General features: G+C 62.9%; 26 protein-coding genes and 1 pseudogene. 15 read left to right on the top strand and 12 right to left on the bottom strand.

Annotation, left to right across the window (positions count from 1 at the left end; all coding sequences use genetic code 11):
• The 7 genes and pseudogenes from BTH42_RS36160 to BTH42_RS28450 all read left to right on the top strand — a co-directional run.
• Window positions 1–152, top strand: a pseudogene (locus BTH42_RS36160) (catechol 1,2-dioxygenase); the annotation flags it as partial.
• A gap of 111 nt (window positions 153–263) precedes the next feature.
• Entirely contained in the window at window positions 264–1,622 is a 1,359-nt protein-coding gene (locus BTH42_RS28475) for a Rieske 2Fe-2S domain-containing protein (protein WP_075304522.1), read from the top strand.
• Window positions 1,619–2,107: a benzoate 1,2-dioxygenase small subunit gene (benB, locus tag BTH42_RS28470; protein ID WP_075304521.1), complete on the top strand. Its 489-nt coding sequence runs from the start codon at window positions 1,619–1,621 to the stop codon at window positions 2,105–2,107. Before BTH42_RS28475 ends, benB begins: the two co-directional genes overlap by 4 nt.
• Window positions 2,108–2,148: 41 nt before the next feature.
• Window positions 2,149–3,165, top strand: a complete 1,017-nt coding sequence (gene benC, locus BTH42_RS28465; RefSeq protein ID WP_075304520.1) for a benzoate 1,2-dioxygenase electron transfer component BenC — start codon at window positions 2,149–2,151, stop codon at window positions 3,163–3,165.
• Complete coding sequence (gene benD / locus BTH42_RS28460; protein WP_075304519.1) at window positions 3,162–3,941, top strand: benzoate diol dehydrogenase BenD; 780 nt, start codon at window positions 3,162–3,164, stop codon at window positions 3,939–3,941. Before benC ends, benD begins: the two co-directional genes overlap by 4 nt.
• Window positions 3,942–4,022: 81 nt before the next feature.
• Complete coding sequence (locus BTH42_RS28455) at window positions 4,023–4,421, top strand: RidA family protein (protein ID WP_075304518.1); 399 nt, start codon at window positions 4,023–4,025, stop codon at window positions 4,419–4,421.
• 82 nt (window positions 4,422–4,503) lie between these two features.
• Window positions 4,504–5,223, top strand: a complete 720-nt coding sequence (locus BTH42_RS28450) for a ribonuclease activity regulator RraA (RefSeq protein ID WP_075304517.1) — start codon at window positions 4,504–4,506, stop codon at window positions 5,221–5,223.
• Between the two features lie 53 nt (window positions 5,224–5,276).
• Here BTH42_RS28450 and BTH42_RS28445 read toward each other — a convergent pair whose 3' ends face one another.
• The 6 genes from BTH42_RS28445 to BTH42_RS28420 form a co-directional block, all read right to left on the bottom strand.
• Window positions 5,277–6,104, bottom strand: coding sequence for an ABC transporter permease (locus BTH42_RS28445; protein WP_075304516.1), 828 nt, complete (start codon window positions 6,102–6,104; stop codon window positions 5,277–5,279).
• A gap of 24 nt (window positions 6,105–6,128) precedes the next feature.
• Entirely contained in the window at window positions 6,129–7,385 is a 1,257-nt protein-coding gene (locus BTH42_RS28440) for an ABC transporter permease (RefSeq protein WP_075304515.1), read from the bottom strand.
• A gap of 40 nt (window positions 7,386–7,425) precedes the next feature.
• Window positions 7,426–8,481, bottom strand: a complete 1,056-nt coding sequence (locus tag BTH42_RS28435; protein WP_075304514.1) for an ABC transporter substrate-binding protein — start codon at window positions 8,479–8,481, stop codon at window positions 7,426–7,428.
• 2 nt (window positions 8,482–8,483) lie between these two features.
• The gene (locus BTH42_RS28430) at window positions 8,484–9,689 is read right to left on the bottom strand and encodes an ABC transporter ATP-binding protein (RefSeq protein ID WP_075304513.1); all 1,206 of its coding nucleotides are present in this window, start codon (window positions 9,687–9,689) and stop codon (window positions 8,484–8,486) included.
• Window positions 9,690–9,733: 44 nt separating this feature from the next.
• A complete protein-coding gene (locus tag BTH42_RS28425) occupies window positions 9,734–10,885 on the bottom strand; it encodes an SRPBCC family protein (RefSeq protein WP_075304512.1) in 1,152 nt (383 codons plus the stop codon).
• 122 nt (window positions 10,886–11,007) lie between these two features.
• Complete coding sequence (locus BTH42_RS28420) at window positions 11,008–11,934, bottom strand: LysR family transcriptional regulator (protein ID WP_075304511.1); 927 nt, start codon at window positions 11,932–11,934, stop codon at window positions 11,008–11,010.
• A gap of 241 nt (window positions 11,935–12,175) precedes the next feature.
• Here BTH42_RS28420 and BTH42_RS28415 point away from each other — a divergent pair, with 241 nt between their 5' ends.
• The 5 genes from BTH42_RS28415 (at window position 12,176) to BTH42_RS28395 (ending at window position 17,302) form a co-directional block, all read left to right on the top strand.
• Window positions 12,176–13,534, top strand: coding sequence for an NAD(P)/FAD-dependent oxidoreductase (locus tag BTH42_RS28415; protein WP_075304510.1), 1,359 nt, complete (start codon window positions 12,176–12,178; stop codon window positions 13,532–13,534).
• Complete coding sequence (locus BTH42_RS28410; protein ID WP_075304509.1) at window positions 13,534–13,965, top strand: RidA family protein; 432 nt, start codon at window positions 13,534–13,536, stop codon at window positions 13,963–13,965. Before BTH42_RS28415 ends, BTH42_RS28410 begins: the two co-directional genes overlap by 1 nt.
• Window positions 13,966–13,975: 10 nt before the next feature.
• Entirely contained in the window at window positions 13,976–14,653 is a 678-nt protein-coding gene (locus BTH42_RS28405; protein ID WP_075304508.1) for a DUF1028 domain-containing protein, read from the top strand.
• Window positions 14,646–15,809, top strand: coding sequence for an acetylornithine deacetylase (gene argE, locus BTH42_RS28400; protein ID WP_075304507.1), 1,164 nt, complete (start codon window positions 14,646–14,648; stop codon window positions 15,807–15,809). Before BTH42_RS28405 ends, argE begins: the two co-directional genes overlap by 8 nt.
• Window positions 15,810–16,009: 200 nt before the next feature.
• A complete protein-coding gene (locus tag BTH42_RS28395; RefSeq protein ID WP_075304506.1) occupies window positions 16,010–17,302 on the top strand; it encodes an MFS transporter in 1,293 nt (430 codons plus the stop codon).
• 1 nt (window position 17,303) lies between these two features.
• On the opposite strand, the gene BTH42_RS28390 is transcribed toward BTH42_RS28395, so the two are convergent.
• The 5 genes from BTH42_RS28390 to BTH42_RS28370 form a co-directional block, all read right to left on the bottom strand.
• Entirely contained in the window at window positions 17,304–18,320 is a 1,017-nt protein-coding gene (locus BTH42_RS28390) for a fatty acid desaturase (RefSeq protein ID WP_075304505.1), read from the bottom strand.
• A gap of 121 nt (window positions 18,321–18,441) precedes the next feature.
• The gene (locus tag BTH42_RS28385; protein WP_075304504.1) at window positions 18,442–19,230 is read right to left on the bottom strand and encodes a CDP-diacylglycerol diphosphatase; all 789 of its coding nucleotides are present in this window, start codon (window positions 19,228–19,230) and stop codon (window positions 18,442–18,444) included.
• 43 nt (window positions 19,231–19,273) lie between these two features.
• The gene (gene iaaH / locus BTH42_RS28380) at window positions 19,274–20,728 is read right to left on the bottom strand and encodes an indoleacetamide hydrolase (protein ID WP_075304503.1); all 1,455 of its coding nucleotides are present in this window, start codon (window positions 20,726–20,728) and stop codon (window positions 19,274–19,276) included.
• 148 nt (window positions 20,729–20,876) lie between these two features.
• Entirely contained in the window at window positions 20,877–21,092 is a 216-nt protein-coding gene (locus BTH42_RS28375; RefSeq protein ID WP_075304502.1) for a transcriptional regulator, read from the bottom strand.
• 333 nt (window positions 21,093–21,425) lie between these two features.
• Complete coding sequence (locus BTH42_RS28370) at window positions 21,426–22,103, bottom strand: NADPH-dependent FMN reductase (protein ID WP_075304501.1); 678 nt, start codon at window positions 22,101–22,103, stop codon at window positions 21,426–21,428.
• Between the two features lie 450 nt (window positions 22,104–22,553).
• Between BTH42_RS28370 and BTH42_RS28365 the strand changes: the two genes are divergently transcribed.
• The 3 genes from BTH42_RS28365 (at window position 22,554) to BTH42_RS28355 (ending at window position 24,509) form a co-directional block, all read left to right on the top strand.
• Window positions 22,554–23,306 carry a J domain-containing protein gene (locus BTH42_RS28365; protein ID WP_178392254.1) on the top strand — a complete coding sequence of 251 codons (753 nt, stop codon included), beginning with the start codon at window positions 22,554–22,556 and terminating at the stop codon, window positions 23,304–23,306.
• 145 nt (window positions 23,307–23,451) lie between these two features.
• Window positions 23,452–23,661, top strand: a complete 210-nt coding sequence (locus BTH42_RS28360) for a hypothetical protein (protein WP_075304499.1) — start codon at window positions 23,452–23,454, stop codon at window positions 23,659–23,661.
• A 221-nt stretch (window positions 23,662–23,882) separates the two neighbouring features.
• On the top strand, window positions 23,883–24,509 hold the full coding sequence (locus BTH42_RS28355; RefSeq protein WP_075304498.1) for a low molecular weight phosphatase family protein: 627 nt from the start codon (window positions 23,883–23,885) through the stop codon (window positions 24,507–24,509).
• Here BTH42_RS28355 and BTH42_RS28350 read toward each other — a convergent pair.
• On the bottom strand, window positions 24,506–24,838 hold the full coding sequence (locus BTH42_RS28350; RefSeq protein ID WP_075304497.1) for an H-NS family nucleoid-associated regulatory protein: 333 nt from the start codon (window positions 24,836–24,838) through the stop codon (window positions 24,506–24,508). The two genes, BTH42_RS28355 and BTH42_RS28350, sit on opposite strands and share 4 nt — an antisense overlap.
• Window positions 24,839–25,523 lie beyond the last annotated feature (685 nt).

Raw genomic sequence — 25,523 nt, 5'->3', positions numbered from 1 at the left:
TCCCGCCGGTTACGGAAAAGAACGGTGGCGCGGCGCTGGGCCTGAAGGCCGACGCGTACAAGGACATCGAGTTCAACTTCACGATCACGCCGCTGGTGCAGGGCAAGGACAACCAGCTGGTCTACCGCCTGCGCGCTTCGGCCGAGGCTTGACACAGAGCGGCGGCGGCGCGAAAGCGCTGCCGTAGTCCACAGGTACTTAATAGTCTGATACCAGCGCAAGTGACTTCGAACCCGGTTCGGAGCCTGCCTAGGAGTGCAAAAATGTCTGCCATTATCGATAAAGCCAGCGATCTGGAACAACTGCTCGCGACCGCGGTGCAGGACGACAAGGAAGCCGGCGTGTATCGCTGCCGCCGCGATATGTTCACCAACGCGGACCTGTTCGAACTCGAGATGAAACACATCTTCGAGAAAAACTGGGTCTATCTCGCGCACGAGAGCCAGATTCCGAACAACAACGACTACTACACCACGTGGATCGGCCGTCAGCCGATCGTCATCACGCGCGACAAGACCGGCGAGCTGAACGCGGTGATCAACGCGTGCGCGCACAAGGGCGCGATGCTGTGCCGTCGCAAGCACGGCAATAAAGGCAGCTTTACCTGCCCGTTCCACGGCTGGACTTTCTCGAACACCGGCAAGCTGCTGAAGGTGAAGGACGAGAAGACCACCGAATATCCGGTGCAATTCAACAAGAACGGCTCGCACGATCTGCGCAAGGTCCCGCGCTTCCAGAACTATCGCGGCTTCCTGTTCGGCAGCCTGAATGCCGACGTGCAATCGCTCGAAGAGTACCTGGGCGAGTCGCGTGTGATCATCGACCAGATCGTCGATCAGAGCCCGAACGGTCTCGAAGTGCTGCGCGGCAACTCCACGTATGTCTACGACGGCAACTGGAAGATGCAGATGGAAAACGGCTGCGACGGCTACCACGTCAGCACCGTGCACTGGAATTACGCGGCAACGATGGGCCGCCGCAAGGAAGACGGCACCCAGGCGGTCGACGCGAACAGCTGGAGCAAGTCGGTCGCCGGCGTGTACGGCTTCGACAACGGCCACATCCTGCTGTGGACCAAAACGATGAATCCGGAAGTGCGTCCGGTGTTCAAGCATCGCGAGGAAATCAAGAGCCGGGTCGGCGAAGTGCAGGCCGACTTTATCGTCAACCAGACCCGCAATCTGTGCCTGTATCCGAACGTGTTCCTGATGGACCAGTTCAGCACGCAGATTCGCGTGGTGCGCCCGCTCAGCGTCGACAAGACCGAAGTGAGCATCTTCTGCTTCGCGCCGAAGGGTGAAAGCGCCGAAGACCGCGCGGTGCGGATTCGCCAGTACGAGGACTTCTTCAACGTGTCCGGCATGGGCACCGCCGACGACCTCGAAGAATTCCGCGCGTGCCAGTCCGGTTACGCCGGCATCACGGCGATGTGGAACGACCTGTCGCGCGGCGCGCCGCTGTGGGTCCACGGTCCGGACGAGAACGCGAAGCAGATGGGTATCAAGCCGCTCATCTCCGGCGAACGCAGCGAGGACGAGGGCCTGTTCGTGTGTCAGCACGAATACTGGGTGAATACGATGAAGGACGCGCTCAAGAGCGAACAGAAGGAGACCGCAGCATGAGCTTCGATTACCAGAAAATCTGCGCGGTGCTGTATCGCGAAGCGCGCCTGCTCGACGACCGTCAGTGGGACGAGTGGCTGAACTGCTACACGGAAGACGTCACTTACTGGATGCCGGCGTGGGACGACGACGATCAGATCACCGAAGACCCGCACAGCCAGATCTCGCTGATGTACTACCCGGATCGCGGCGGTCTGGAAGACCGCGTGTTCCGCATCAAGACCGAGCGCAGCGGCGCATCGACGCCGGAGCCGCGCACCGGTCACAACGTGACCAATGTCGAAGTGCTGGCCGAGCGCGGCGAGGAAGTGGAGGTGCGCTACAACTTCCATACGCTCAGCCATCGCTACAAGACCACGGATCATATCTACGGCACGATGTTCGTCACGCTGCGTAAAAGCGGCGACGACCTGCTGATTTCGTCGAAGAAGATCGTGCTGAAAAACGACTATATCCGGCAAGTACTCGACGTCTATCACGTCTGATACCCGAGCATTACGTAATACCTGAGGACGGAGGAGCTTCCATGTCCAGCTACAACATTGCATTGAATTTCGAAGACGGCGTGACCCGTTTTATCGAATGTAAGGCCGGCGAGAAAGTTCTCGACGCGGCGTTCCGCGCGAAGATCAATCTGCCGATGGATTGCTCCGACGGCGTGTGCGGCACCTGCAAGTGCCGCGCCGAAAGCGGCAGCTACGATCTCGGCGACGACTACATCGAAGACGCGTTGACCGAGGACGAAAAGGACAGCGGTCTCGTGCTGACGTGCCAGATGGTGCCCGAGAGCGATTGCGTGATCGCGGTGCCGGCGTCGTCGGCGGTGTGCAAGACCGGCCAGAGCAAGTTCGCCGCGACGGTCACCAAGGTCGAGCAGCACAAGGACGCGGCGATCGTGCTGGAGCTCGACGTGGAAGCGGCGGCGCCGGTGTTTCTGCCGGGCCAGTACGTGAACATCGACGTGCCGGGCAGCGGTCAGCATCGCTCGTATTCGTTCTCGTCGGCGCCCGCCGAGAAGAAGATCAGCTTCCTGATCAAGAAGATTCCGGGCGGCGTGATGAGCACGTGGCTCGATTCCGCGCAGGCCGGCGAGAAGCTGGAACTGACCGGTCCGCTCGGCAGCTTCTATCTGCGCGACGTGCAGCGGCCGCTGCTGTTCCTCGCGGGCGGCACCGGACTCGCGCCGTTCCTGTCGATGCTCGAAGTACTCGCGCGCACCAATGCGCAGCAGAAGGTTCATCTGATCTACGGCGTCACGCGCGAGCTCGACCTCGTGCTGGTCGAAGCGATCGAGGCGTATGCGGCGAAGCTGCCGAACTTCAGTTTCGCGACGGTGGTCGCCGATGCGGATTCGGACCATCCACGCAAGGGCTGGGTGACCCAGCACATGCCGGCCGAGTCGCTGAACGACGGCGATGTCGACGTGTATCTGTGCGGCCCGCCGCCGATGGTCGACGCGGTGCGCAAGTACTTCGACGATAACGGTGTGAAGCCGAACAGCTTCCACTATGAGAAGTTCACCCCGAACGTGGTGGCGAAATGACGAACAACCAGCGATTCGCAGGCAAGGTGATGGTCGTGACCGGCGCGGCCCAGGGCATCGGCCGCGGCGTCGCGCTGCGCGCGGCGGCCGAGGGCGCTCGCGTGCTGTTCGTCGATCGCGCGGATTTCGTCGCGGAAGTGGCGGCCGAGGCGGGCGGTGCGGATACCGCCGGCTTCGTCGCCGATCTGGAAACGTATGAGGGCGCGCAGGCGGCGCTCGCGTTTGCGGCCGAGCGGTTCGGCGGGATCGACATCCTGATCAACGGCGTGGGCGGCGCGATCCGTATGCGGCCGTTCGCCGAATTCGAACCGGCGCAGATCGACGCGGAAATCCGCCGCTCGCTGATGCCGACGCTGTATTCGTGCCACGCGGTGCTGCCGCATCTGCTCAAGCGCGGCGGCGGCACGATCGTCAACGTGTCGTCGAATGCGACGCGCGGGATTCGGCGCGTGCCGTATTCCGCGGCCAAGGGGGGCGTCAACGCGATCACCCAGTCGCTCGCGATGGAATACGCGGAGCACAACATCCGCGTGGTCGCGACCGCGCCGGGCGGCACCAGTGCGCCGCCGCGCCGGATTCCGCGCAATGCGGCCGGCGACAGCGAGCAGGAACAGCGCTGGATGAGCGAAGCGGTCGAGCAGGTAACCGGCTCCACGTTCATGAAGCGCTACGGCAGTATCGACGAGCAGGTCGCGCCGATCCTGTTCCTCGCGTCCGACGAAGCGGGCTATATCACCGGTTCGGTGCTGCCGGTCGCCGGCGGCGATACGGGCTGACGCGCGAGCGATAAGAGCGACACGAGCGACACGAGCGTTTCGGCAACTGGCGTTACCAACACGAATATCAAAGGAGACTTCATGAGTGACCGGGAAGCAGTGATTCCGCCGGGAATGGAAGCGGTATATGAAAAAATCCGCTATTCCCCCGCGGTGAAAGTCGGCAATACGATCTATGTGTCCGGGCAGATCGGCCGCAATAGCGCGATGCAACTGATCGAGCCGCGTGAAGCGCAGATCGTGCAGGCATTCGAGAACCTGAAACAGGTACTGGAAACCGCCGGCGCGTCGATGCGCGATGTCGTCGATCTGACCACCTTCCATACCGACCTGCGCGATCTGCCGCTGTTCATGCAGGTCCGCGATCGTTACTTCGATTCGGATCCGCTGCCGGCATGGACCGCGATCGGCGCGCACATGCTGTGCGGCTCGCCGGGGTACATTATCGAAATCAAGGCAGTGGCCGTGCTGTCGAAATAACTCTTTGTTCGAGCGCGCCAGCTTCGAAAGAAGGGCAGTCACTGACCGGATCCTCCCGCTATTTCCCTTGTCGAGGTAACGCATGACTGTCCTGACCGCCGAATTGCGCGCGCAACTGGAAAAGATCAGTACCGCAACACTTGCCACCGCGCTTTTCAAGCGCGGTTTTCGTCATCAGGCGATCCAGGGCGTCACGCCTTTGACACGCCTGAGCAAAAGCATGGTCGGCGAAGCGTTCACGCTTCGCTATATTCCGGCCCGCGAAGACCGCAACGGTCTCGAAGTGTTTCGCAATCCGGAGCATCCACAGCGCAAGGCCGTGGAGACCTGTCCGCCGGGCGCGGTGCTGGTGATGGACAGCCGCAACGATCCGCGCGCCGCATCGGCGGGCGCGATTCTCGTGACTCGCCTGATGAAACGCGGCGTGGCCGGCGTCGTCACCGACGGCGGCTTTCGCGATGCCGACGAGATCGCCAATACCGAGATCCCCGCGTTCCACAACCGGCCGTCCGCGCCGACCAATCTGACGCTGCACGAAGCACTCGATATCAATGTGCCGATCGGCTGCGGACAGGCGCCGGTGTTTCCCGGCGACGTGATCGTCGGCGACAACGATGGGGTGATCGTAATTCCCGCGCATCGGGTCGCGGAAATCGCGGCGGAAGCGGTCGAGATGACCGCGTTCGAGGACTTCGTGATGGAGCAGGTGCGGGCCGGCGAGTCGATCGTCGGGCTTTATCCGGCGACGCGGCAGGAGACGCTCGACCGGTTTGCGCAATGGCGGAGCCGCCACGGGCGCTAAGTTGTGGGAGCGCGTTCGTACCGGCGCGCGCCGTCATCTACAGGATCGGGCCGTCACGCATACGTACTGCTCGCCACTGCCGCGCGTTTGCGCAGCCAGTTGATGCTCGCGAACAACGCGATCGCGAACAGCATCAGCAACGTGGCGACGGCGAGGATCGACGGATCGATCTGTTCGCGGATGCCGCTCCACATCTGCCGGGGCACGGTGCGCTGATCCGGGCCGCCGATGAACAGGATCACGATCACCTCGTCGAACGACGTCGCAAACGCAAACACGCTGCCGGTCGCGACAGCCGGTGTAATCAGCGGCAGCGTCACGCGTCTGAACGCGACCCACGGCGGCGCGCCCAGGCCCGACGCGGCGCGCAGCAGACTCTGATCGAACGACAATAAAGAGGCGGTGACGGTGATCACGACGAACGGCGTGCCGAGCGCCGCGTGCGCGAGGACGACGCCCAGATAGGAGTTGACCAGTCCGAGCGGCGAAAACACCAGATAAAAGCCTGCCGCGACGACGACGATCGGAACGATCATCGGCGACACGATGATCGGCATGATGATCGAGCGCAACGGGAACTGCCCGCGGCTCAGACCCAGCGCGGCCAGGGTGCCGAGTACCGTCGCGATCAACGTCGATGCGGCGCCGATGCCGATGCTGTTCACAAACGCGCGTTGCCAGTCCGGAGAACTCAGTGCCTGCTCGTACCAGCGCAGCGAAAAGCCCTGCATCGGATAAGAGAAGAACGAACCGGAGTTGAACGACAGCGGCACGATCGCAAGGATCGGTGCAACGAGGAAAAAGAACACGAGCGCGCAATGCACGTTCAATCCCGCCCCGGCGATGCGTTCCGAAAGTAGTCGCGTGCGTCCGTCTTTCATGTCGGTCTGCCTTGTGATGACCTGCTAGCCGAAGCGCAGCCGGTCGATCCCGACCAGCCGGTTGAAAATGAAATAGAAGATCGCCGTGAAAAGAACCAGATAACACGACAGCGCGCCGGCGAGGCCCCAGTTGAGCCGCTCGTTGGTTTGCGAGGCAATCAGTTGGCTGATCATTTCGTCGCCGGCGCCGCCGAGCAGGGCCGGGGTGATGTAGTAGCCGAGCGCGAGCACGAAGACGAGAAAACATCCCGCGCCGACACCGGGCAGCGTCTGCGGAATATAGACGCGCACGAATGCGACCGCCGGATGCGCGCCGAGCGATTTCGCCGCACGCATGTAGACCGGCGAGACATTCTTCATGACCGAATAGATCGCGAGAATCATGTACGGCAGCAGCACGTGAGTCATGCCGATCAGCACGCCGGTGCGATTGAAAATGAGCGGCAGCGGATGACTGATCAGACCGAGACTGAGCAGCGCGCTATTGATCACGCCACTGGGCTGCAGCAACACGTACCACGCGGTGGTACGCACCAGCAGCGAAGTCCAGAACGGCACGATCACGAACAGAAGGAGGCGGTTGCTTTGCCGTTCCGGCAGAGTCGCGAGCAGATACGCGACCGGATAGCCGAACAGCAGACAGAGCACCGTGACCGTCGCACTGATCAGCACGGTGCGCTGGAATGCGGCGCGGTACACCGCGCTATCCGCTGAAACGGAAACCACGGACCCGTCGGGCCCGACCCGTGCGTCGACGGCGTTCAGCAGATAGTCCGGGGTCGGCGAGATGGACGCGCGTTTGAGCAGCCGCCAGGTTTCGGACTCGTTCCAGCGCGGGTCGAGTTCGATCAGAACGGGTTTCCATTGAGCCGGCGTTTGCGAACGCGCGGCACGCGCCGTTTTGAAAAAGAGGCTGCGGAACTCCGGTTGATAGAAATTCATGCGCCGCGCGATATTGCCGAGCTGACTGTTCTCGCCCGCTTCCTTCAGGTCGTGCGCGAGCGCGGCAAATGCGCTTTCATCGGGCACGCCGGCGCCATTCCACGTGGCCAGCGCCGCGCTGAGCTGCGGCATGCCCGCGCGTACCTCGTGATTCTGTACGCTGCGGCCAAGCAGACTGGCGATCGGCGCAACGAACGTCACCAGAAGAAAGACGAGCAACGGCAAAGCCAGTAGCAGCGCGCGGGCCGCCGCCTTGCGGCGCGCGGCGCGAAACGCGTCGCGGTCCGCGCCGCGTGGGCTACGGCCAAAGCCAGCGGTGGATGGCAGCGGCGTGTTCATCGTATGGATCGCTCCGATGACGTTCGTTAGCGGCGTGGCGTTACTGCGTCAGCCAGTTCTGGAATCGCTTGTTGATCGCATCGGCGTTGTCGGCCCAGAACGTCGCGTTGATCTGCACCGGGCGCTTGAAGTTCTCGGGCGCCGTGGGCAGGTCGTTCAGGCGGGCCTTGTCGATCAGCGGAATCGCATCCTTGCGCGGCGGCGCGTAGGCGATGTACTTCGACAGGTCCGCGTACGCTTGCGGGGTCGACGCGGAGATGATGAACTTTTGCGCCGCGTCCGCATGCTTGGCGTTGTTGACCACCGCCCACCACTCGTAGTCGTATACCTGGGCATCCCAAACGACCTTGAACGGCTTTTTGTCTTTATGGACCGCGTCGTCGATACGCCCGTTGTAAGCCTGGGTCATCACGACCGCGCCGTCGGCGAGCAACTGCGGCGCCTGCGCGCCCGCTTCCCACCAGACGATGCTCGGCTTGATCGTGTCGAGTTTCTTGAACGCGCGATCGACGCCCGCCGGTGTGCCGAGAACCTTATAGACGTCGGCCGGCGCAACGCCATCGGCGATCAGCGCCCATTCCATTGCGACCTTCGGCGATTTGCGCATCCCCCGCTTGCCGGGGTATTTTTTCAGGTCGAAGAAGTCGTTGATGGTGGTCGGCGCGGTCTTCAGTTTGCTGGTGTCGTACGCATAGACCGTGGACCACACCATTGCCGCGACCGCGCAGTCACTGATCGAGCCCGGCAAGAAATCGGCGGTGTTGCCGAGCAGCTTCTTGTCGAATTTGGCGAGAAGGCCCTCGTCGCACGCGGTGATCGCGTCGTTGGTCTCGAGGTCGATCAGATCCCAGGTGGGATTTTTCGCCTGCTGCATTGCCTGTAGCTTGGCGAGGCCGCCATCGTACGACTCGGTCGAGAACTGATTGCCGGTCTTTGCCGTGAACGGTTCGAACCACGCCTTTTTGGCCGCGGCCTCATAGGCGCCCCCAAACGTGACCACTGAAATCGTGTCCGCGGCGTGCGCGGTGCCGCCGGCCAGCACGCTGAAAGCGCAAGCCGCGATGGTGGTGCGGAACAGAGAAGTATTGGTCTTCATTTTTAATTGACTCCTGCGATGAGTGGCGAGGCGGACGAGGAAGGCGAGATAGCGGACGAGCGGGGGTCGCCGGAAGCCGCGTTGGCGGGCAGCGCGGCCGCGGCCGCGGGTAGAACCTTGCAGTCATCTCTGTGCCAGGTGACCGCGGCCTGCTTGCCGAGCGTGGGTAGATCGCGGTGCTGCGTGTTCGGCACCTTGACGACGATCGTCTCGCCGTGGCCGAGCTTCAGATGAACGCGATGGTGGTCGCCGCAATAAACGAGTTCTTCCACCAGTGCCTGCACGACATTCATATTCTGTCGTGCGGCTTCCTGGAGCGCCTCCGGGGTCGCGGCGATACGCGCGCGCTCGGGGCGCAGTGCCAGCATCGCGGTATCGCCGGGCGCGAGTCCGGCACCCGCACGGCCGAACACGATGCTGCCGTCGGCCAGTTGCATCGACGCCCATTCGCCGTCGTACGGATTCACCCGGCCGGTCAGTCCATTGTTCTCGCCGACGAAATTGGCCACGAACGCGTTCGCCGCGTTCTCGTACAGTTCGGTCGGTGTGGCGGCCTGCTGGATCCGGCCGTCCGAAAACACCGCAACCCGGTCCGACATCGTCAACGCTTCGTTCTGGTCGTGCGTCACATAGACGATGGTGAGCGACAGTTCGCGATGCAGCCGCATGATTTCGTACTGCATGCTTTCGCGCAGCCGTTTGTCGAGCGCGCCGAGCGGCTCGTCCATCAGCACCACGCTCGGTTCGAACACGAGCGCGCGAGCCAGCGCGACGCGTTGTTGCTGGCCGCCGGAGAGCTGGGCCGGGCGCCGTGCAGCCAGATGCGGCAACTCCACCATCTCCAGCGCGCGCATGACTCGCTTCTTCTGCTCGCTGCGACTCACGTTGCGCACGGACAGCGGAAACGCCACGTTCTCGGCGATCGTCATGTGCGGAAACAGCGCGTAGTTCTGAAACACCATGCCGATGTCGCGCCGGTGCGGCGGCTTGTCGTCCAGACGCTTGCCCGCCAGCCGGATCTCGCCGCGAGTGGGCGATTCGAAACCCGCGAGCATCATCAGCGTCGTGGTTTTGCCCGATCCGGAAGGCCCGAGCAGCGACACGAATTCGCCGCGCGCGACATCGAGATCGAGACCTTCGACCACGCTATGCACGCCGTCATACGACTTGCTGACGCCGGCGAAGGATATAAACGGTTGGCTTGACATGGGCAACTCGTCAGTGGGTTGGCAGTGCAGGCGCGGCGACGGCGTCAATCCGACGCCACGCGTCGCGCAAGGTAGCGCGCAAAGTCGTAGTTCGGCCGCTCCAGGTGACTCAGATGACCCGGTTTCGCGAGCGGCGCGTGGACGCCGCGAAACACCGCCTCGACTCCGCGCCGGTCTTCGGCGTTCACTTCGTCGAGCAGCGCTTTGAGCGTGGCCATGTATTCGCCGGCTTTAGGATCGTCGATGAATTCCGGCGCGAGCCCGCCGCCGAACCGGATATGCACGCGATCGACGCCGCGCGGCTGCAGGATCAGATACCAGAAATAGCCGGGCGTCAGCGTAATCAGATGATTCGGGTAGATCGCGAGCAGTGCGGTGGTGCGTCTCCAATGATCTTTCAGCCGGGTGTTGTCCGGATGTGCGTTACCGATCGGCAACGACGCTTCCTTGGTAATCCAGTGATAGTTGAAAGCCGGCAAACCCGCCGGACATTCCATCTCCTCCAGCTTCGAATGGGGACCCACCGTGGCGCGGTGCAGCATCGGCAGGTGATAGCTCTCCATGAAGTTTTCCGCGAGGATCTTCCAGTTGGTGTCCCACACATGTTCTTCATGGAACGTCTCGACGTAGTCGGTCATCCCGTACGGTTCGATCAACTGGGTGAGATCCGCCAGATGCGCGTGTACGGGGGGCGCCTTTTCATTGAGGGTGACATAGACCCAGCCCTGCCAGGTCTCGCACCGCACAGAAGGCAGCTTGTACTGGTCCTTGCAGAAGCCCGCTTGCCGATCCATTAGCGGCGCGCCCGCAAGAGAGCCGTCGAGCGTGTAATTCCACGCGTGATACGGGCAGACGATCCGGCGAACGTTGCCGCGCCCTTCGAGCAGAACCGACATCCGGTGCAGGCAGACATTCGAGAATGCCCGCAACTCGCCGGTCGCATCCCTCAGCACGACGACCGGTTGATCGTCGATGGTCCCCGTCAGATAGTCGCCATGATTCGCGAGCGCGCTCGCACGGCCCAGGCACAGCCATTCGTGACGAAATACGTCACGCCGTTCGAGGGCAAGAAAAGCCTCCGACGTATAGACCTCGGGCGGCATCGAGCGTGCGTCCTCGAATGGGCGCTCGCAATTCGCGCGCAGCGCGTGAACGATATCGAGTCCTGCGGGTGACGGGGGGATGGAAACCGCCATGTGACCTCCGTGTCAGCGCGTACGTTGCGTTGCGTTCCAATCTACCAATCCAAATTTCAAGTCAAAATACTGTTTTTGGATGCATTGAATAAGCAAATGCTATGCAGCGTCTGTTGGCGCTTCTACTCGGCGATGTGCAGTCGGTGAATATAGCTTTCGCAGAAGGCCGCGAAGCGTTTGACGATTTCCCGCGGCTTCATGCTGCTCGACTGTGCGATGCCAAGCGAAGTGGCCTTCACGTCGTCCTTGAAATGCTTAATGACGAAATCGCCGCCGTCCACGGTCCGGGTCGATTTGAGCGGGAAGTTGAGAATGCTATAGCCCAGGCCGTTGGCCACCATTCCGCGGACCACCTCGGGTTGCGACGAACGGAAAGCCGCGCTCGGCCGGGTGCCGACCGCGTCGAACAATGCCGAGAAGTACTCGCGACTGTGCGGTAGATCCAGCATCACGTAGGGCTCGTCGAGCAGTTCGGCGAGCGAAACCTTGCGCGCGCGCGCAAGCCGGTGCGTAGCGGGCAGGATCACATAGGGCGGCAGCGACAGCAGTGGGGTAAACGCGATGCCCTCGGTGATGTCCAGGCTATAAGTAAGCGCGATGTCGAGCGAGCCGTCGTGCAGGCCGCTTAGCAGCGTGTCCTGATGAGCCTCGGTAGTCCTGAACGTAATCGCCGCATGCTCCTTCACGAACTGGCTGATGATGCCGGGCATCAACGGCGGCGCGAGCGACACCATGCAGCCCAGAGAGATCGAACCGGACATGCCAGCGTCCATCTCTTTCGCGGTCAACTGCAACTCTTCCGCATTTTTTAGAAGATTGCGTGCCTGCCCAAGCAGGTCGCGCCCCGGTTGCGTGAGAGACAGGCCGCTCGCGTGATGGCGGATGAACAACTGGACTCCGAACGATTCTTCGAGATCGGCGAGCGCGGTCGAGATGGATGGCTGTGAAATATGCAGACGTTTCGCGGCCGCCGTGAAAGACAGCGTCTCCGCCGTGACGACGAAATAGCGCAACTGGCGCAACGAATACCTTACCGAATGGCCTTCCATGCAGGTCTCCCGATGAGCGTTTTTATTGTGGCCGCAAAATAAATCGCTGCATAGCCAAAAACAATGCATAGCATTTTTTGAATGTATTTTTGTTTGCGATGGCCGCGGCGTACATTCAGTCCCAGCGCGATCCGCCGGCAGACGGAGCGCGGCTGCCCCGGCCGCCGCCGCGGCGCTTCGCGCTCATATCGCGTCAGCAACGGAAGATCCGAATCAACTCGCTTTTCGAAAGGAGACAGCCATGACGGCTGAAACGTTGTCGATTGACACGCTGGTCGTGGGTGCCGGTCAGGCTGGCGTCGCGGTGAGCGAGCATCTCGGCAAACTGGGCGTGCCGCATCTGGTGCTGGAGCGCGACCGGATCGCCGAGCGCTGGCGCACCGGACGCTGGGATTCGCTGGTCGCCAACGGCCCGGCCTGGCATGACCGCTTCCCGGGGCTGGAATTCGAAGGGCTGGACCCCGACGCTTTTGCCGGCAAGGATCAGGTCGCCGAGTACTTCGAGGCCTATGCGCGCAAGTTCAATGCGCCGATTCGCACCGGCGTCGAAGTCACCAGCGTCAAGCGTCGCGACGGGCATCCCGGCTTCAGGATCGAAACGTCGGACGGCGTGATCGAGGCCAACCGTGTGGTCGTCGCGACCGGGCCGTTCCAGCGGCCGGTGATTCCGCCGATCGCGCCGAACGATGCAGGTCTGACGCAATTGCACTCGGCCGATTACCGCAACCCCGCGCAATTGCCGGAAGGCGCGGTGCTGGTGGTCGGCGCGGGCTCGTCGGGCGTGCAGATCGCGGACGAACTGCAGCGCGCGGGGCGGCAGGTCTATTTATCGGTCGGCGCGCACGACCGTCCGCCGCGCTCGTACCGTGGCCGCGATTTTTGCTGGTGGCTGGGCGTGCTCGGCGAGTGGGACAAGGAAGTCGCCGGGCCCGGACGCGAGCACGTGACAATTGCGGTCAGCGGTGCGTACGGCGGCCAGACGATCGATTTCCGCAAACTGGCTCACCGCGGTATTACCTTGGTCGGCTTGACCCGATCGTTCGCCAATGGCGTGGTGAGCTTCGAACAGGATCTGGCGGACAATATCCGGCGCGGCGATGAGAACCTGATGTCGCTGCTCGATGCCGCCGACGCTTACGTCGAGCGCAACGGTATCGATCTGCCCGAAGAGCCCGACGCACGGCTGGTGCCGCCCGATCCCGACTGTGTCGCCCAGCCGCTGCGTGAACTGGATCTCGCGCAGGCCGGTGTGAAGACGATCATCTGGGCGACCGGCTATGCGGTCGATTTCAACTGGCTCCAGGTGGACACCTTCGACGCGAAGGGCAAGCCGCAGCATCAGCGCGGCGTAGCGAAGGAGCCTGGCATTTATTTCGTCGGTTTGCCGTGGCTGTCGCGGCGCGGTTCGTCGTTTATCTGGGGCGTGTGGCACGACGCGAAACATATCGCCGATCACATCGCCACGCAGCGCAAGTATCAGGATTATCACGACGCGTCGCAGCGTCGTCAGAATGAGCGTCTCGCGCGCGCGGCGGCTGAAACCGGAACTCCGTGCGAGAAGTCGCAGGTTAAAAAAGTCAACGAACTGGGAGTGAACTGATGCCGACGCATACCCGCATCCGCATGTTCAATACAAAGGATACCTACCCGAATCAATCGCTCGACAACGACCTGTGCCAGGCGGTTCGCGCCGGCAATACGGTCTACGTGCGCGGCCAGGTCGGTACCGATTTCGACGGCAATCTGATTGGATTGGGCGACCCGCGCGCGCAGGCCGAGCAGGCGATGAAAAACGTCAAGCAGCTACTGGAAGAGGCGGGCAGCGATCTGTCGCATATCGTCAAGACGACCACTTATCTGATCGATCCGCGTTACCGCGAACCGGTTTATCAGGAGGTCGGTAAGTGGTTGAAGGGCGTCTATCCGATTTCGACGGGCCTCGTCGTCAGTGCGCTCGGCCAGCCGCAGTGGCTGATGGAAATCGATGTGATCGCCGTTATTCCGGACAACTGGACATCCGCTCAGGCGTAAGGAGCTGCCCATGACATTCTCGATCGTCGGACGCTGCCGGCAGACCGGCCAACTCGGCATCGCCATCAGTTCGTCGAGTATCGCGGTCGGTGCGCGATGCCCGTGGGCGCGTGCCGGGGTCGGCGCGGTCGCGACGCAAAACGTCACGTTGCCCGCGCTCGGTCCGCGGATACTCGATCTGCTCGAACAGCAACAGCTGGCGCCGGATGCGGCGCTCGAGCAGGCTTTGCGAGAGAGTGAGTGGAGCGAGTACCGGCAGGTGACCGTGATCGACAGTCACGGGCGCACCGCGATGTTCACCGGGCAACAGGCGCTCGGTGTGCATAACGCGGTGGCCGGCGAGCAGTGCGTCGCGGCCGGCAATCTGCTCTCTGGCCAGCACGTGATCGGAGCAATGGTCGATGCGTTCGAGCGCGCGCAGGGAGTGCTTGCGGCTCGCCTGCTTGCAGCGATGCACGCTGCGCTCGAAGCGGGCGGCGAGGCAGGGCCCGTGCATTCGGCCGCGTTGAAGATTGTCGATGCGCAAGTCTGGCCGGTGGTCGATCTGCGCGTCGACTGGGCGGATGAAGATCCGCTCGCTCAGCTCGATGCATTGTGGCAGGCCTATCGGCCGCAAATGCAGGACTACACCGCGCGCGCGTTGAATCCGACCGCCGCGCCGAGCTACGGAGTGCCAGGCGATGAGTGAACTGTCGAGCCGCGAATTGCTCGCGCGGCTGATCGGTTTTTCGACCGTCAGTCGCGACTCCAACCTGGAGCTGATCGCGTTCGTGCAGCAGTACCTTGCGGATCTCGGCGTGGAAAGCGAGCTCTTTCATAACGACGAGCGCAGCAAAGCGAATCTGTTCGCCACTATCGGCCCGCGCGACCGAGGCGGCATCGTGCTGTCCGGGCACACGGACGTGGTGCCGGTCGACGGTCAGGCGTGGACGGTCGACCCATTCCGTCTGACGGAGAAAGACGGGCGTCTGTACGGGCGCGGCACCGCCGACATGAAAGGGTATATCGCGTCCGTGCTGGCCGCGGTGCCCGTGTTCCTGAAGCGCAAGCTCGACGTGCCGATCCACCTCGCGTTTTCATACGACGAAGAGGTCGGCTGCCTTGGCGTTCGACCTATGTTGGCGGAACTGGAGCGGCGCGAGCATAAACCTCGTTTGTGCCTGATTGGCGAGCCGACCGAATTGAAACCGGTGCTCGGTCATAAGGGCAAACTGGCGATGCGCTGCAGCGTGAAGGGCGCCGCGTGTCACTCGGCTTACGCGCCTTATGGCGTGAACGCGATTCAATATGCGGCGCGTCTGATCAATCGTCTCGAAGCAATCGGTGAAGAACTGGCCGAGCCGCAATACCACGATGCGCGTTTCGATCCACCGTTCTCGACCGTGCAGACCGGCGTCATCAAAGGAGGCCGCGCATTGAACATCGTGCCGGCCGAATGCGAATTCGATTTCGAAGTGCGTTCTGTTCCGGGGTTCGATGCGACCGTCGTAGCGGAGAAATTGCGGGCCTACGCGGAAGCCGAATTGCTGCCGAAAATGCGGGCGGTGCAAGCGTCGACGGATATTCGTTTGGAGCAGTTGAATGCGTATCCGGAACTCGCAACTGATGAGGAAAGCGAAGCAGCGCGTCTGCTCGCGTTGCTGAGCGGATCGAATGAGTTTGGCACCGTGGCGTTCGGCACCGAAGGCGGGCTGTTTACGCGCGCCGGGATTCCGGCGGTTGTTTGCGGGCCTGGCAGCATGGACCAGGGGCATAAGCCGGACGAGTTTGTCACCGTCGAGCAATTGAACGGTTGCGACGCGATGCTGATGCGCCTGGCGGATCGTCTCGCGGTCGCCGGCTAGCCGTGCGATCGACGTGAAATGGAGAATCACCTCGACCTTTGAATATAAGTCATCGTATAACTAGTCGTCACCCTTTGTCTTGCGGGAGCCGCGTCCTGTTTGTAAACAAAGGGTTAACGATAATCTCAAATATACGTGTAGGTTATATGATGACTGAATTCATGCCGACGGCATGACCACTCTATTTTCACGGAGGAGACATGACATCCCGCTATCGGTGGATGGTCGGTGCGTTGCTGTTTTTCGCAGGGATGCTCAACTATCTTGACCGCGCCGCGCTTTCGGTCGTCGCGCCGATCATCCGCAAGGACCTGCATATCAACGATGCGCAGATGGGCCTGCTGTTCAGCAGCTTTTTTATCGGCTACTGCGTGTTCTGTTTCGTGGGCGGATGGGCTGCCGACCGCTACGGTCCTCGCAAGGTCTTTATGCTCGCGGCGGGATTCTGGTCGGTGTTCTGCGGCACGACGGCGTTCGTCGGCAGCTACGCGGCGCTGATGATCGCGCGCGTCGCGTTCGGTGTCGCCGAAGGCCCGATGGGCACCACCACGAACAAGGCTATTTCCAACTGGTTTCCGCGCCGCGAGGCCGGACGCGCGGTCGGCATCACGAACGCGGGTCAGCCGCTCGGTGCGGCGATTGCCGCGCCGATCGTCGGCCTCGTTGCGTTGCAGTTCGGCTGGCGCATTTCGTTCGTCGTCATCGCGGCTCTCGGCTTTGTCTGGATGATCTTCTGGTGGCGCGGCTTCCGCGATCATCCTTCCGAGCACCCGCGCGTGTCGCAGGGCGAACGCGATCTGATTGCGGCGGATCTGCCGTCGCGCGATACCGCGATCAGCGATGCCGGCGCCGATGCGCGCCAGCAAGGCATCCTGCATTACCTGCTGTCGATGCCGGTGCTGGGCGTGGCCAGTGCTTTTTTCGCGTTCAATTACGTGCTGTATTTTTTCCTGACCTGGTTGCCGAGCTATCTGACGGATTTTCAGCACCTCGATATCAAGCACATGAGCGTGATCGGCATTCTGCCGTGGCTCGGCGCGACGCTGGGTTTCGTGCTGGGCGGGGTCGCTTCGGACACGCTTTATAAGCGCACCGGCAACGTGCTGTTTGCGCGCAAGACCGTGATTATCGTCGGGCTCGGCGTGGCGGGGCTGTGTGTTCTCGCGGTGTCGCGCGTCACCTCGCTGCCGGGTGCCGTTACGCTGATCGCCGTGGCGAGCCTGTTCGCGTTCATGACACCGCAGGCCTGCTGGTCGCTGCTGCAGGACGTCGTTCCGCGTGAGCGTATCGGTGCGACGGGCGGCTTCGTTCATCTGCTGGCCAATCTCGCCGGGATCCTTGCGCCGAGCGTCACGGGTTTCATGATTCAGTACGGCGCAGGTTATTCGTCCGCGTTCGTGCTGACCAGCGCGCTTGCCGGATTCGGGGTGGTTGTGCTGTTGTTCGCAGCACGGGAGCACACGGTCGCGCGTTTGCGTAGCGCCGCGATCTGAGTTACGGGTTGTTGGCCCGCAATACCGGCGGGGCGGACGGATTGTTTCGGTTTCCGCCTCTGCCTCTGCCTCTGCCGGATTCGCCGGCCGCTACGGGATGAGCCACGGCGGCCAATCCATAGCGCCTGAACCACTCGCCGTAACCTTCCACCAGAAAGCCGCCGGAGCGTTCGATGTACTGCTCGCGCGACTTCTCATAGACCACCCGCAATGCAAACCACGGCACCTGCGGCAAGTCGTGATGAACGAGGTGGTAGTTGTTGTTCAGGAACAGCAACCGCCATCCCCATCCCGCTTCGTTGATCACCGTACGATGCGCGGCCACTTCGGCGTCGCGATGTTCGTGAAACGAGCGCACCGACGCCAGTGCCAACGAACCATACCCGGCGCCGACGATAAACACCCACGCGGGTATTCCGCAACGCTGCTGCAACCATGCGGTCAGCGCGGCCAGTGCGGCGAGATGGGCGAGCCACGCCGGTACATCGCGCCAATCGCCGTCCCGGATTTTGCCGAGCGCTTGCGCGCCGGTCGCGGCAATCGAAAACGCGGGGCCAACCAGCAGTCGGCCGAACAAAGTAGTGCGAAACAACAGCAACGCGCGCATCGCGGCGCCGGCGCGCAGCCAATCTGCGGAGCTGACGAAATAGCTTTCGGGATCGTGGCCGGGGCGCGTCAACTGCGCATCGTCGTGATGCTGAAGGTGCGATTCGCGATAGATCCGATAAGGAAACCACACGGCCAGCGGCGCGAAGCCGAGCAGGCCGTTGATGAATTGCGAGCGGGTCGGATGACCGTGCAGCAGCTCGTGCTGCAACGACATATACCAGGTGCCGAGCACTGCGAGAAGTAAGGTCGTAGCCGGTAAACCGAGTGCGCGTGCGTGTGTCGCGACGCAGAACCAGCTAGCGTAGATCGTGACGATCAGCGCCCAGGTCGGCCATTGAGTGCGCCACGTCCAGCTTCTCGCGAGATCGGCGAGGTTGCTGCGCTGGGTATCGTCGAGATAGATCGCCATCGTAAAACCGGTCTGAATACAGATTCAGACCGATCGTACGGGCGCCCGCCATGCGCACGAACCATTTTATCGAGCAATGCATCTGTGCAATCGTGGATAGCGGTTGCCGCTCGGTGCACGCTTAATGCTGGTTCGCGATCCGGCAGTCGTGATCGAGCAAGCCTTCGGCGGTGCCGGTGCCGCCGTCGACATCGATGCCGCTGTTGACGATCAACCAGCCGTCGCGCTCGGCGGACGGTCCGGCGCCGGTCACGAGGATCGTCTGGGTGGCCATCGTCGCGGGATCGGGGTTGTCGCGTGCAACGATCCGGAACGGGTCGTCGGCGCCGCTGATCGAACTCACCCGCATCACGCGGTAGCGCCGGCCGTCGAGCGTGGTCCAGCGCCAGACGCCGGGCGCATCCTGCGCGTGCTCCGCGAGCGCCGTGCTGATGTCGCCGCGCATGCAATCGATATGCAGATGCAGCTGATTTTGCGAGCGTCGATATTGCGAATTGATTTCGAGGCCGAGCTGATTGTCGGGCAATTCGCGCTTCACCGCGCGCTCCACGTAATGGCGCGAGTTCCACGCGTCGAGCCAGTAGTCCTTCGCGCCGGGGGCCACAATCAGCGGACTTTCGATACCGGTGATGCGGTCGGTCGGCATCAGCAGATACTGCGAGCGGCCGAGAATATCCTTCAGGATCACGTAGCGTTTATCGAGGTCGACGATCTCGCACTGGCCCGGCGTGCCGGTCGCCTGCTGCGACGGCACGCAACGGATATCGACGATTTTCCACAACGCGTTCGAATCGACGGTTGCCAGACGCGCGCACGAGGTCGCGCTCAGCGCGAGCGCGAGCACGGCGGTGAAGCGGGTAATACGGTTGGAAAGTGTGCGGGAGGAACGGGCGGTGGCGGTTGTCGTCATCGTCACTTGGGTGGATGTTGAGGAAAACGTAGCAATCGTGGAGTCATAGCACCGGCGCCGGCAATGCGCCGAGCACCCGTTCGAACGCGATGCCTAGCGCCAGCAGTCGCCGGTCCGAGCCGAGCGGGCCGTCCAGTTCGAGTCCGACCGGCAGGCCGCTCGCGCTGATGCCGGCCGGCAGCGACAGCCCGGGGAGGCCGGCGGTGCTGGCGGGATCGGTGTTGCGCAGGAACGCTTCCATCGTGTCGATCGGCGGGCCGCCATCGATCCTGACCGTCGACGAGCCGTTCAGATCGTCGATCGGTACCGCGGTGAGGCGGGTGGTCGGAAACAGCAGCGCGTCGAGGCCGGCATCGGCGAAGGTCGTTGCGATGTAGCTCTGCAGGCGCGGGCGCCAGTAAGTGAGCGCCGCCGTGTAGTGCGGGCCGAGCACGTCGGCGAGCACCTCGTCGTAGATCGCGCGCACGTCCGGGCTCGCGATCCGCGCGGCCAGTTCGGCGACCGTTTGCACCGGTGCGCGATTTGCGACGAGCCACGCGCGCACGTCGTCGAGCGCTTCGTGAACCGCGATCGGGCCGCCGACCATCCCGTTCAGATGGTCGAGTTCATCCATCGCGACCGGCACGAACGTGACGCCCGCCGCTTCGAGCTTGCGCAACGCGGTGTGCGCGACGTCGTCGACCTGGCGTTCGAGGTCGGCCCACAGCGGCGCCGGCAAACCGATGCGCAAGCTGTCGAGCGCGACCGTGGGTAGCATGCCGTCGCCGCTGATCACGCCGTCGAGCAGCGCCAGATCGGCGACGCTGCGCGCCATCGGTCCGACGGTGTCGCGCGTATGGCTGATCGGCACGACCGCGTCGGGATCGTGATAGCGGCGCTCGGCGCCGCCGTTGCCGACCGATGGACGCAGTCCCGCGGTGCCGGTCAGCGCCGCCGGAATTCGCGTCGAGCCGCCGGTGTCGGTGCCAAGTCCAGCGGGCGCGATTCGCGCGGCGATCGCGACGGCCGTGCCGCCCGACGACCCTCCCGGCATCAGCGACGGATCGTAAGGATTGCGCACCGGTCCCGCATGCGCGGCGAGGTTCGTGCTGGTGATGCCGAACGCGAGTTCGTGCATGTTGGCCTTGCCGAGCACGATCGCGCCCGCGTCGACGAGCCGTTGCAGCGAGGGCGCGTTCTGCGCCGGTATGAAGTTCTCTAGTGCCGGTGTGCCCGCCGAGGTCGGCAGACCCGCGCTGTTGATGTTGTCCTTGACGACGATCGGCAAACCGGCGAGCGGCAGGCGCGCTCTGGCGGCCGCGGGCAACGCGTCGATGCGTTGGGCGGCGGCGAGCGCGCCGTTCAGATCGAGCGTGATGAACGCGTTCAGATGGGTGAGCGCGGCGGCGCGCGCGAGCAGCGTGGCGACGTAGTCGACAGCTTTCAGGCGGCCGGACTGCAGCGCCTCGACCGCCTCGGTGGCGGTCAGCGCGAGTTGTGCGTCGACGGTCCAGGTCATGATTGCAGAATGCGAACGCAAAGGTCCGACTATTCTGGCACAACCGCCTGAATGCCGACGGCCGGTTCGGCACTACAGCGACGACGCTAAGCTTGCAAGGCGGATTTACCGGCCCGGCTCGCGCGCGTCGTAATCGCTACCGGCGCGCTTACTGATGATTGTCGATCCACATGCGTCCCCAATCGGACGCGTACGCGAGCGCGTGCTCTTCGTCGAAGAAGTAATCGAGCGCGTCGAATGAGTACGCTTTGCGGGTGTCGGCGTTGCGCTGCTCGATCGTGAGATTCGCCGCGAATAAACCATTGGGAAGCAGTTGCGTAGCCGCTTCGACTTCGTAGCCCTTGTAGCGGATATGTGAGTTCATGATCTTGACTTGTCAGTGTGCCCGCATGCGTCGTGCGGAAAACCAGCGCGGGTCGCGCCGCTCTGTCGGTGCCGAGGGTTTCGTGAAACGGCAGGCAGGGTCTAGCGTAGGGCGCGCTGTGCAGCGGGAGAACCAATCTTTCGTCGTAAGCAAATCAGCGCGAGGCGGGAGTGATAATCAGGCGCCAGGATCGGCTCAAAATCGCTGTGTTCGATCACACTAAAGCGAGCGGCGCGCGGTGTCTGTTATGTGGCGCACGGTGTGTGGAGCGTGACGTGATTTGATGCGGCGTGACGCGGTCTGGAACCGCGTCACGCGCTGGCGTGCAGCGGTTCAGACCGCGTGCAGAAGGCGGGGGGCGTGACTGTCGGCGGCGCCGCCGCGGGCCGATGGCTGGCTCGCGGCCGGCGTATGCGCGGACGTATGCCGCGAATTGAATGCGAGCGCGAATTGCGCCGCTTGCTGACCGACGGTCGCCAGTTGTTCGACCACTTTCGGATCGGAGCAACTGTCGGCGCTGTCGAAACGCGTTTCCAGCGTATTGATGCCGGCACCGAACGGCGTCGGCCAGCCGCGCAGCGCATGCGCGATCGAACGCAGCGAGGTCAGCACGGAGCCCGCCGCCTGCCAGCCATAAGCGGTGACGATGCAGCCGACCGCGCGGCCGTCGAGATACGGCCGTTCGTCGGCGCGTAACTCTTCCAGCGTATCGAGCGCGTTTTTCACGAGGCCCGACACGCCGCCGTGATAACCGGGTGTCGCGATGATCACCGCGTCAGCGCGGCGTACGGCATCGATCAACTCGAGCTGTTCGTCGGTGCGCGCCGGCTGTTCCGGCGCGTAGTGCGGCAGGCTCTGCAGAAAGGCGCCGCCGAACAGGCGGGTTTGTGCGCCGGCCGCTTCGGCACCGCGCAACGCGAACGCGAGCGCGCGTTCGGTCGACGACGCCGCGCGCGTCGTGCCGCCAATGCCGACCACGAGAGGGCGGCGGGAATGATCGGGTCTGCTCAACGAAATGCTCCTTCGGTTTTGCGGCTCGTTTTAAGGCTTTTCCTGCAATTTGCGCGCGGGCGGTGGCACGACGCGCGCGGATCGCAGCGGGCGAACCGGACTTTGAAGTGTCATCTTAATGAGCGCCCGCCGCGCCGCTAAGCGACTTTTTGTTCTAACGATATAACCGCGCGGCCGCTGCAATACACGTGAGTGCGCGCGCGATAAGCATATGGCCAACCGTTGGTTGGGCACGCGCGGCGCCGGCGGTATGATCGATCCGTCTCCTCCATGACATCTCCTTTGACATGGGACTCGGCCTCGCCGCGCAAGTGGCGAGGCCTTTTTTTCGGGCGTTTTTCACGGAAAGTGACGGTGGCGCGGGTGGGCGTTCCAGCGCTCGCGTCACGATGACGGCGTTTCTCGCATGCTACGATGGCCGCGCGGATTCCCCGCGATATCGAGTTCAGCATGGCAACCCTGTATGACACGCTCGGCGTGCCCGCGCACGCCACCGACGAAGAAATCAAACGCGCTTACCGCAAGGCCGCGATGAAGTGGCACCCGGACCGCAATCACGGCGCGGAAGACACCGCGCGCGCCGCGTTTCAGGAAATCAAGGACGCGTACGCGATCCTCTCCGACGCGGAGCAGCGCAAGGTCTACGACACCGTCTACGCGGAACAGATGAGCGCGTTCGAAGCCGAGTTGTCGGGCCGGCGCCGCGAGCAGGCGGAACGCGACGCGGCAGCGCGCGCGGCCGACGAAGCGGCGTATGCGGAGATGGTATCGATTGCGATCCGCTTTGCCGACGAAGGTCATAATCGCGACGTGCTGTTCGGCGTGCTGCTCGGGCGCCAATGCGAACCGCAACGCGCGGCGCAGATCGCGGACAGCGTCGCGGCATTGCAGGCGGCTCGCCGTGAGGAAGCCGAACTGGCGCAACAGAAGCGGCACGCGCGCAAGGCGGCGCGGAACGCGAAAGCGCAGCACGGCGCCGCTCAGCAGCCCGAGTCCGAGCCGGCCGAAGCTGCCGAGGCCGGCGCCACGTCGGCCGATACGGCGACCGATACGGCACAAACCGCCGCCCGCCACGGCCACCACGACGCGCCGCATGCCGGACGCGCGCAGCAGCCCAAACGCGACGAAGCCGCCACCGATATGCATCCAGCCAGCGCGCTCAGCAACCTGTGGCTGCAATTCCTGAACGGTCTGAAGTTCTGATGTCGCGCGGGTGCTGCCCGCGCGCGAAGAATCTCCACCTGTCCGCCAGACGATAGACGTAGACCGAATTGATCGGCAGTCCCGTCTTTGGCGTTCGACACGGCGCTTCTACAATCGATTACAGCTTCGCAATCGAGCGTCCGCCATGTTTCTCACCTATATCCTCGTGGTCGCGATCGCGGCGTTCATTCCTTACGTCGCGACACCGGCCATTGCCAACGGTGTGAAAGCGCTCGACACGCCGGCCGCCGCAACCTCACCGGACCCGGCGCCAACCGCGCAGGCTCCGGCGGCAACGGAAAGCGACGCGGCCAAGCAGGTCGTACCGGTCCGCAAGGACGACCAGGTCCTTTAATCCGACGAATATTGGCTGGGCATGAAAGCGCCGCCCGGACGCTGGTACACTGCGCATCGTTCGCAGTGCGTTGTGCGTTGTGCCTTGTGCCCGTGACTCGAGATACCTGGTGCGAATCCCGTGGCGCAATTAATAAAGACGCCGTAGTGTCACGGGGGCGCAAGACTGGATCGGCACAATGCCGGCCGGAGACCAGATAAAAACATCGGTACGGGGAAAGTGTGACCAATAAATATAAGGTGCTGTTTCTTTGCCGCGACAATTCAATCCGCAGCATCATTGCCGAAGCCTTATTGCACGAACTGGCGGGACACCGGTTCGATGCCTTCAGCGCGGGCCCTGAACCGGCCGCGCGAATCCATCCTCAGGCGCTTGCGCAATTGCAGCCCGGCATTGCCGGGCGCACGCCGTTGAGCCCGAAAAGCTGGCTCGAATTTACCGGTGAATGGGCGCCGCGTATGGATATCGTGATCGCGCTCGACAAATCCGTCGATGCACTGCATGCGCCGGCATTTCCGGGCCAGCCCCTGTTTCTCGATTGGTCGATTGCCGATCCGCTCGCGGGCGAGGCCGCCGGCGCGGACGACCTGGCGCGTTTGTTCGACAAGACTTTCTGGCAAACGGTACAGCAGGTAAATGCGTTTATCGCGCAACCGGAATATGCGCGGCACGCCGTGAAAGCCGTCTCGTCGGAACATGCCGGCGAAGCGGCGAATGCAATCGGGATTGTCGATGCGCTGAGCGCGGTTAATACCGCCAGCGATGGGGGCAGCAGAACGCTGCGCGGCGCAACCGGTCATTTTGAAGCAGCCGCGAGGGCGCCTTCGAACCTCGCAGTCCGCGCCTAGCGGCTGTCGGGACGCGCAAGCCGCGTGCCGGCGAACGGATCGTTCGTCCAGTCCACCTGTTTTTTCGGTTGCGGCGCGGCAGGCGCCGGCTTCTCCGTCACCAGTTCGAAGTGCTCGATGCTCTGACCGGCGCTGATTGCCTGTTTCAGCCATTGGGGCATTTCGCCCTTGCCGTCCCAGCTGTCTCCGGTCGCGCTGCGATAGCGCTCGGCCTTTTTGGCCATCGACTCGGACGCGAGCGCCGCGGCAAGGTCGTCTGGTTTGATACCAAACTCTTCCATACGATGGCGGAGATACGCAATCATGCTATCCCGCTTTCTTTCGTCCATAAGATATTCGTCCTTCTAAATCGTGCCGCATTCCGTCAATGACGGATGCAGGAAAAAGCTGCGAAGCATCGCGCCCCAAACCAGAGAGGGCCGGCCCGCGATCGGGTTGTCGAATGAAGTGAAGGCCATGAGCGCGGTTAAAAAACGTTGCTCTCCGAATTGCAAAGCGGGCTGCGCCAAAGGCGGCCGCCTGAAAATCCGACCATCAAACTGAGTATGTCGATCTGCAAATAGTTCAGCATGTCACAGCGCGGCGAACGAGGCCGGTAGACCTGACGTCCGCTAGAGAAGAAACCGTGTCTCGATGCAATGATTGCGAATGGCTGGGATCACTCCACGCTGTCCGTCTTTCACCGGACTTTCGCCGGTGTGCGGGCGCCGCTTCTTGTGCGTTATAACGACATCATAACGCAATGCGCGCACAAAGCACGTTTTGTTCATGCCGATTTTGTCAACCAATGCGGTTTATCGAACGGTGTGGACGATTGACCACATTCCGCGCAGCTCCCGATTGAATTCCCTGATGTGCGAACTATAAAAGAACTACGAAAAACTGCGCAATGCAGACTGACAGCTCGCCTGTAGCGGCCATTTCCCGATTGCAGAGGCGGCAATTCTCTATCTATTTAGTTCGATGACCCGTCGCGGCAGTGGCGCATTGGCATCGACCCGTTCCCCGCTCCCG

The organism is Burkholderia sp. SRS-W-2-2016 (genome assembly GCF_001931485.1).
Classification (GTDB): Bacteria; Pseudomonadota; Gammaproteobacteria; order Burkholderiales; family Burkholderiaceae; genus Paraburkholderia.
Note: the sequence above shows the minus strand (reverse complement) of the source record. Positions and strands in the feature narration are given on the sequence as shown.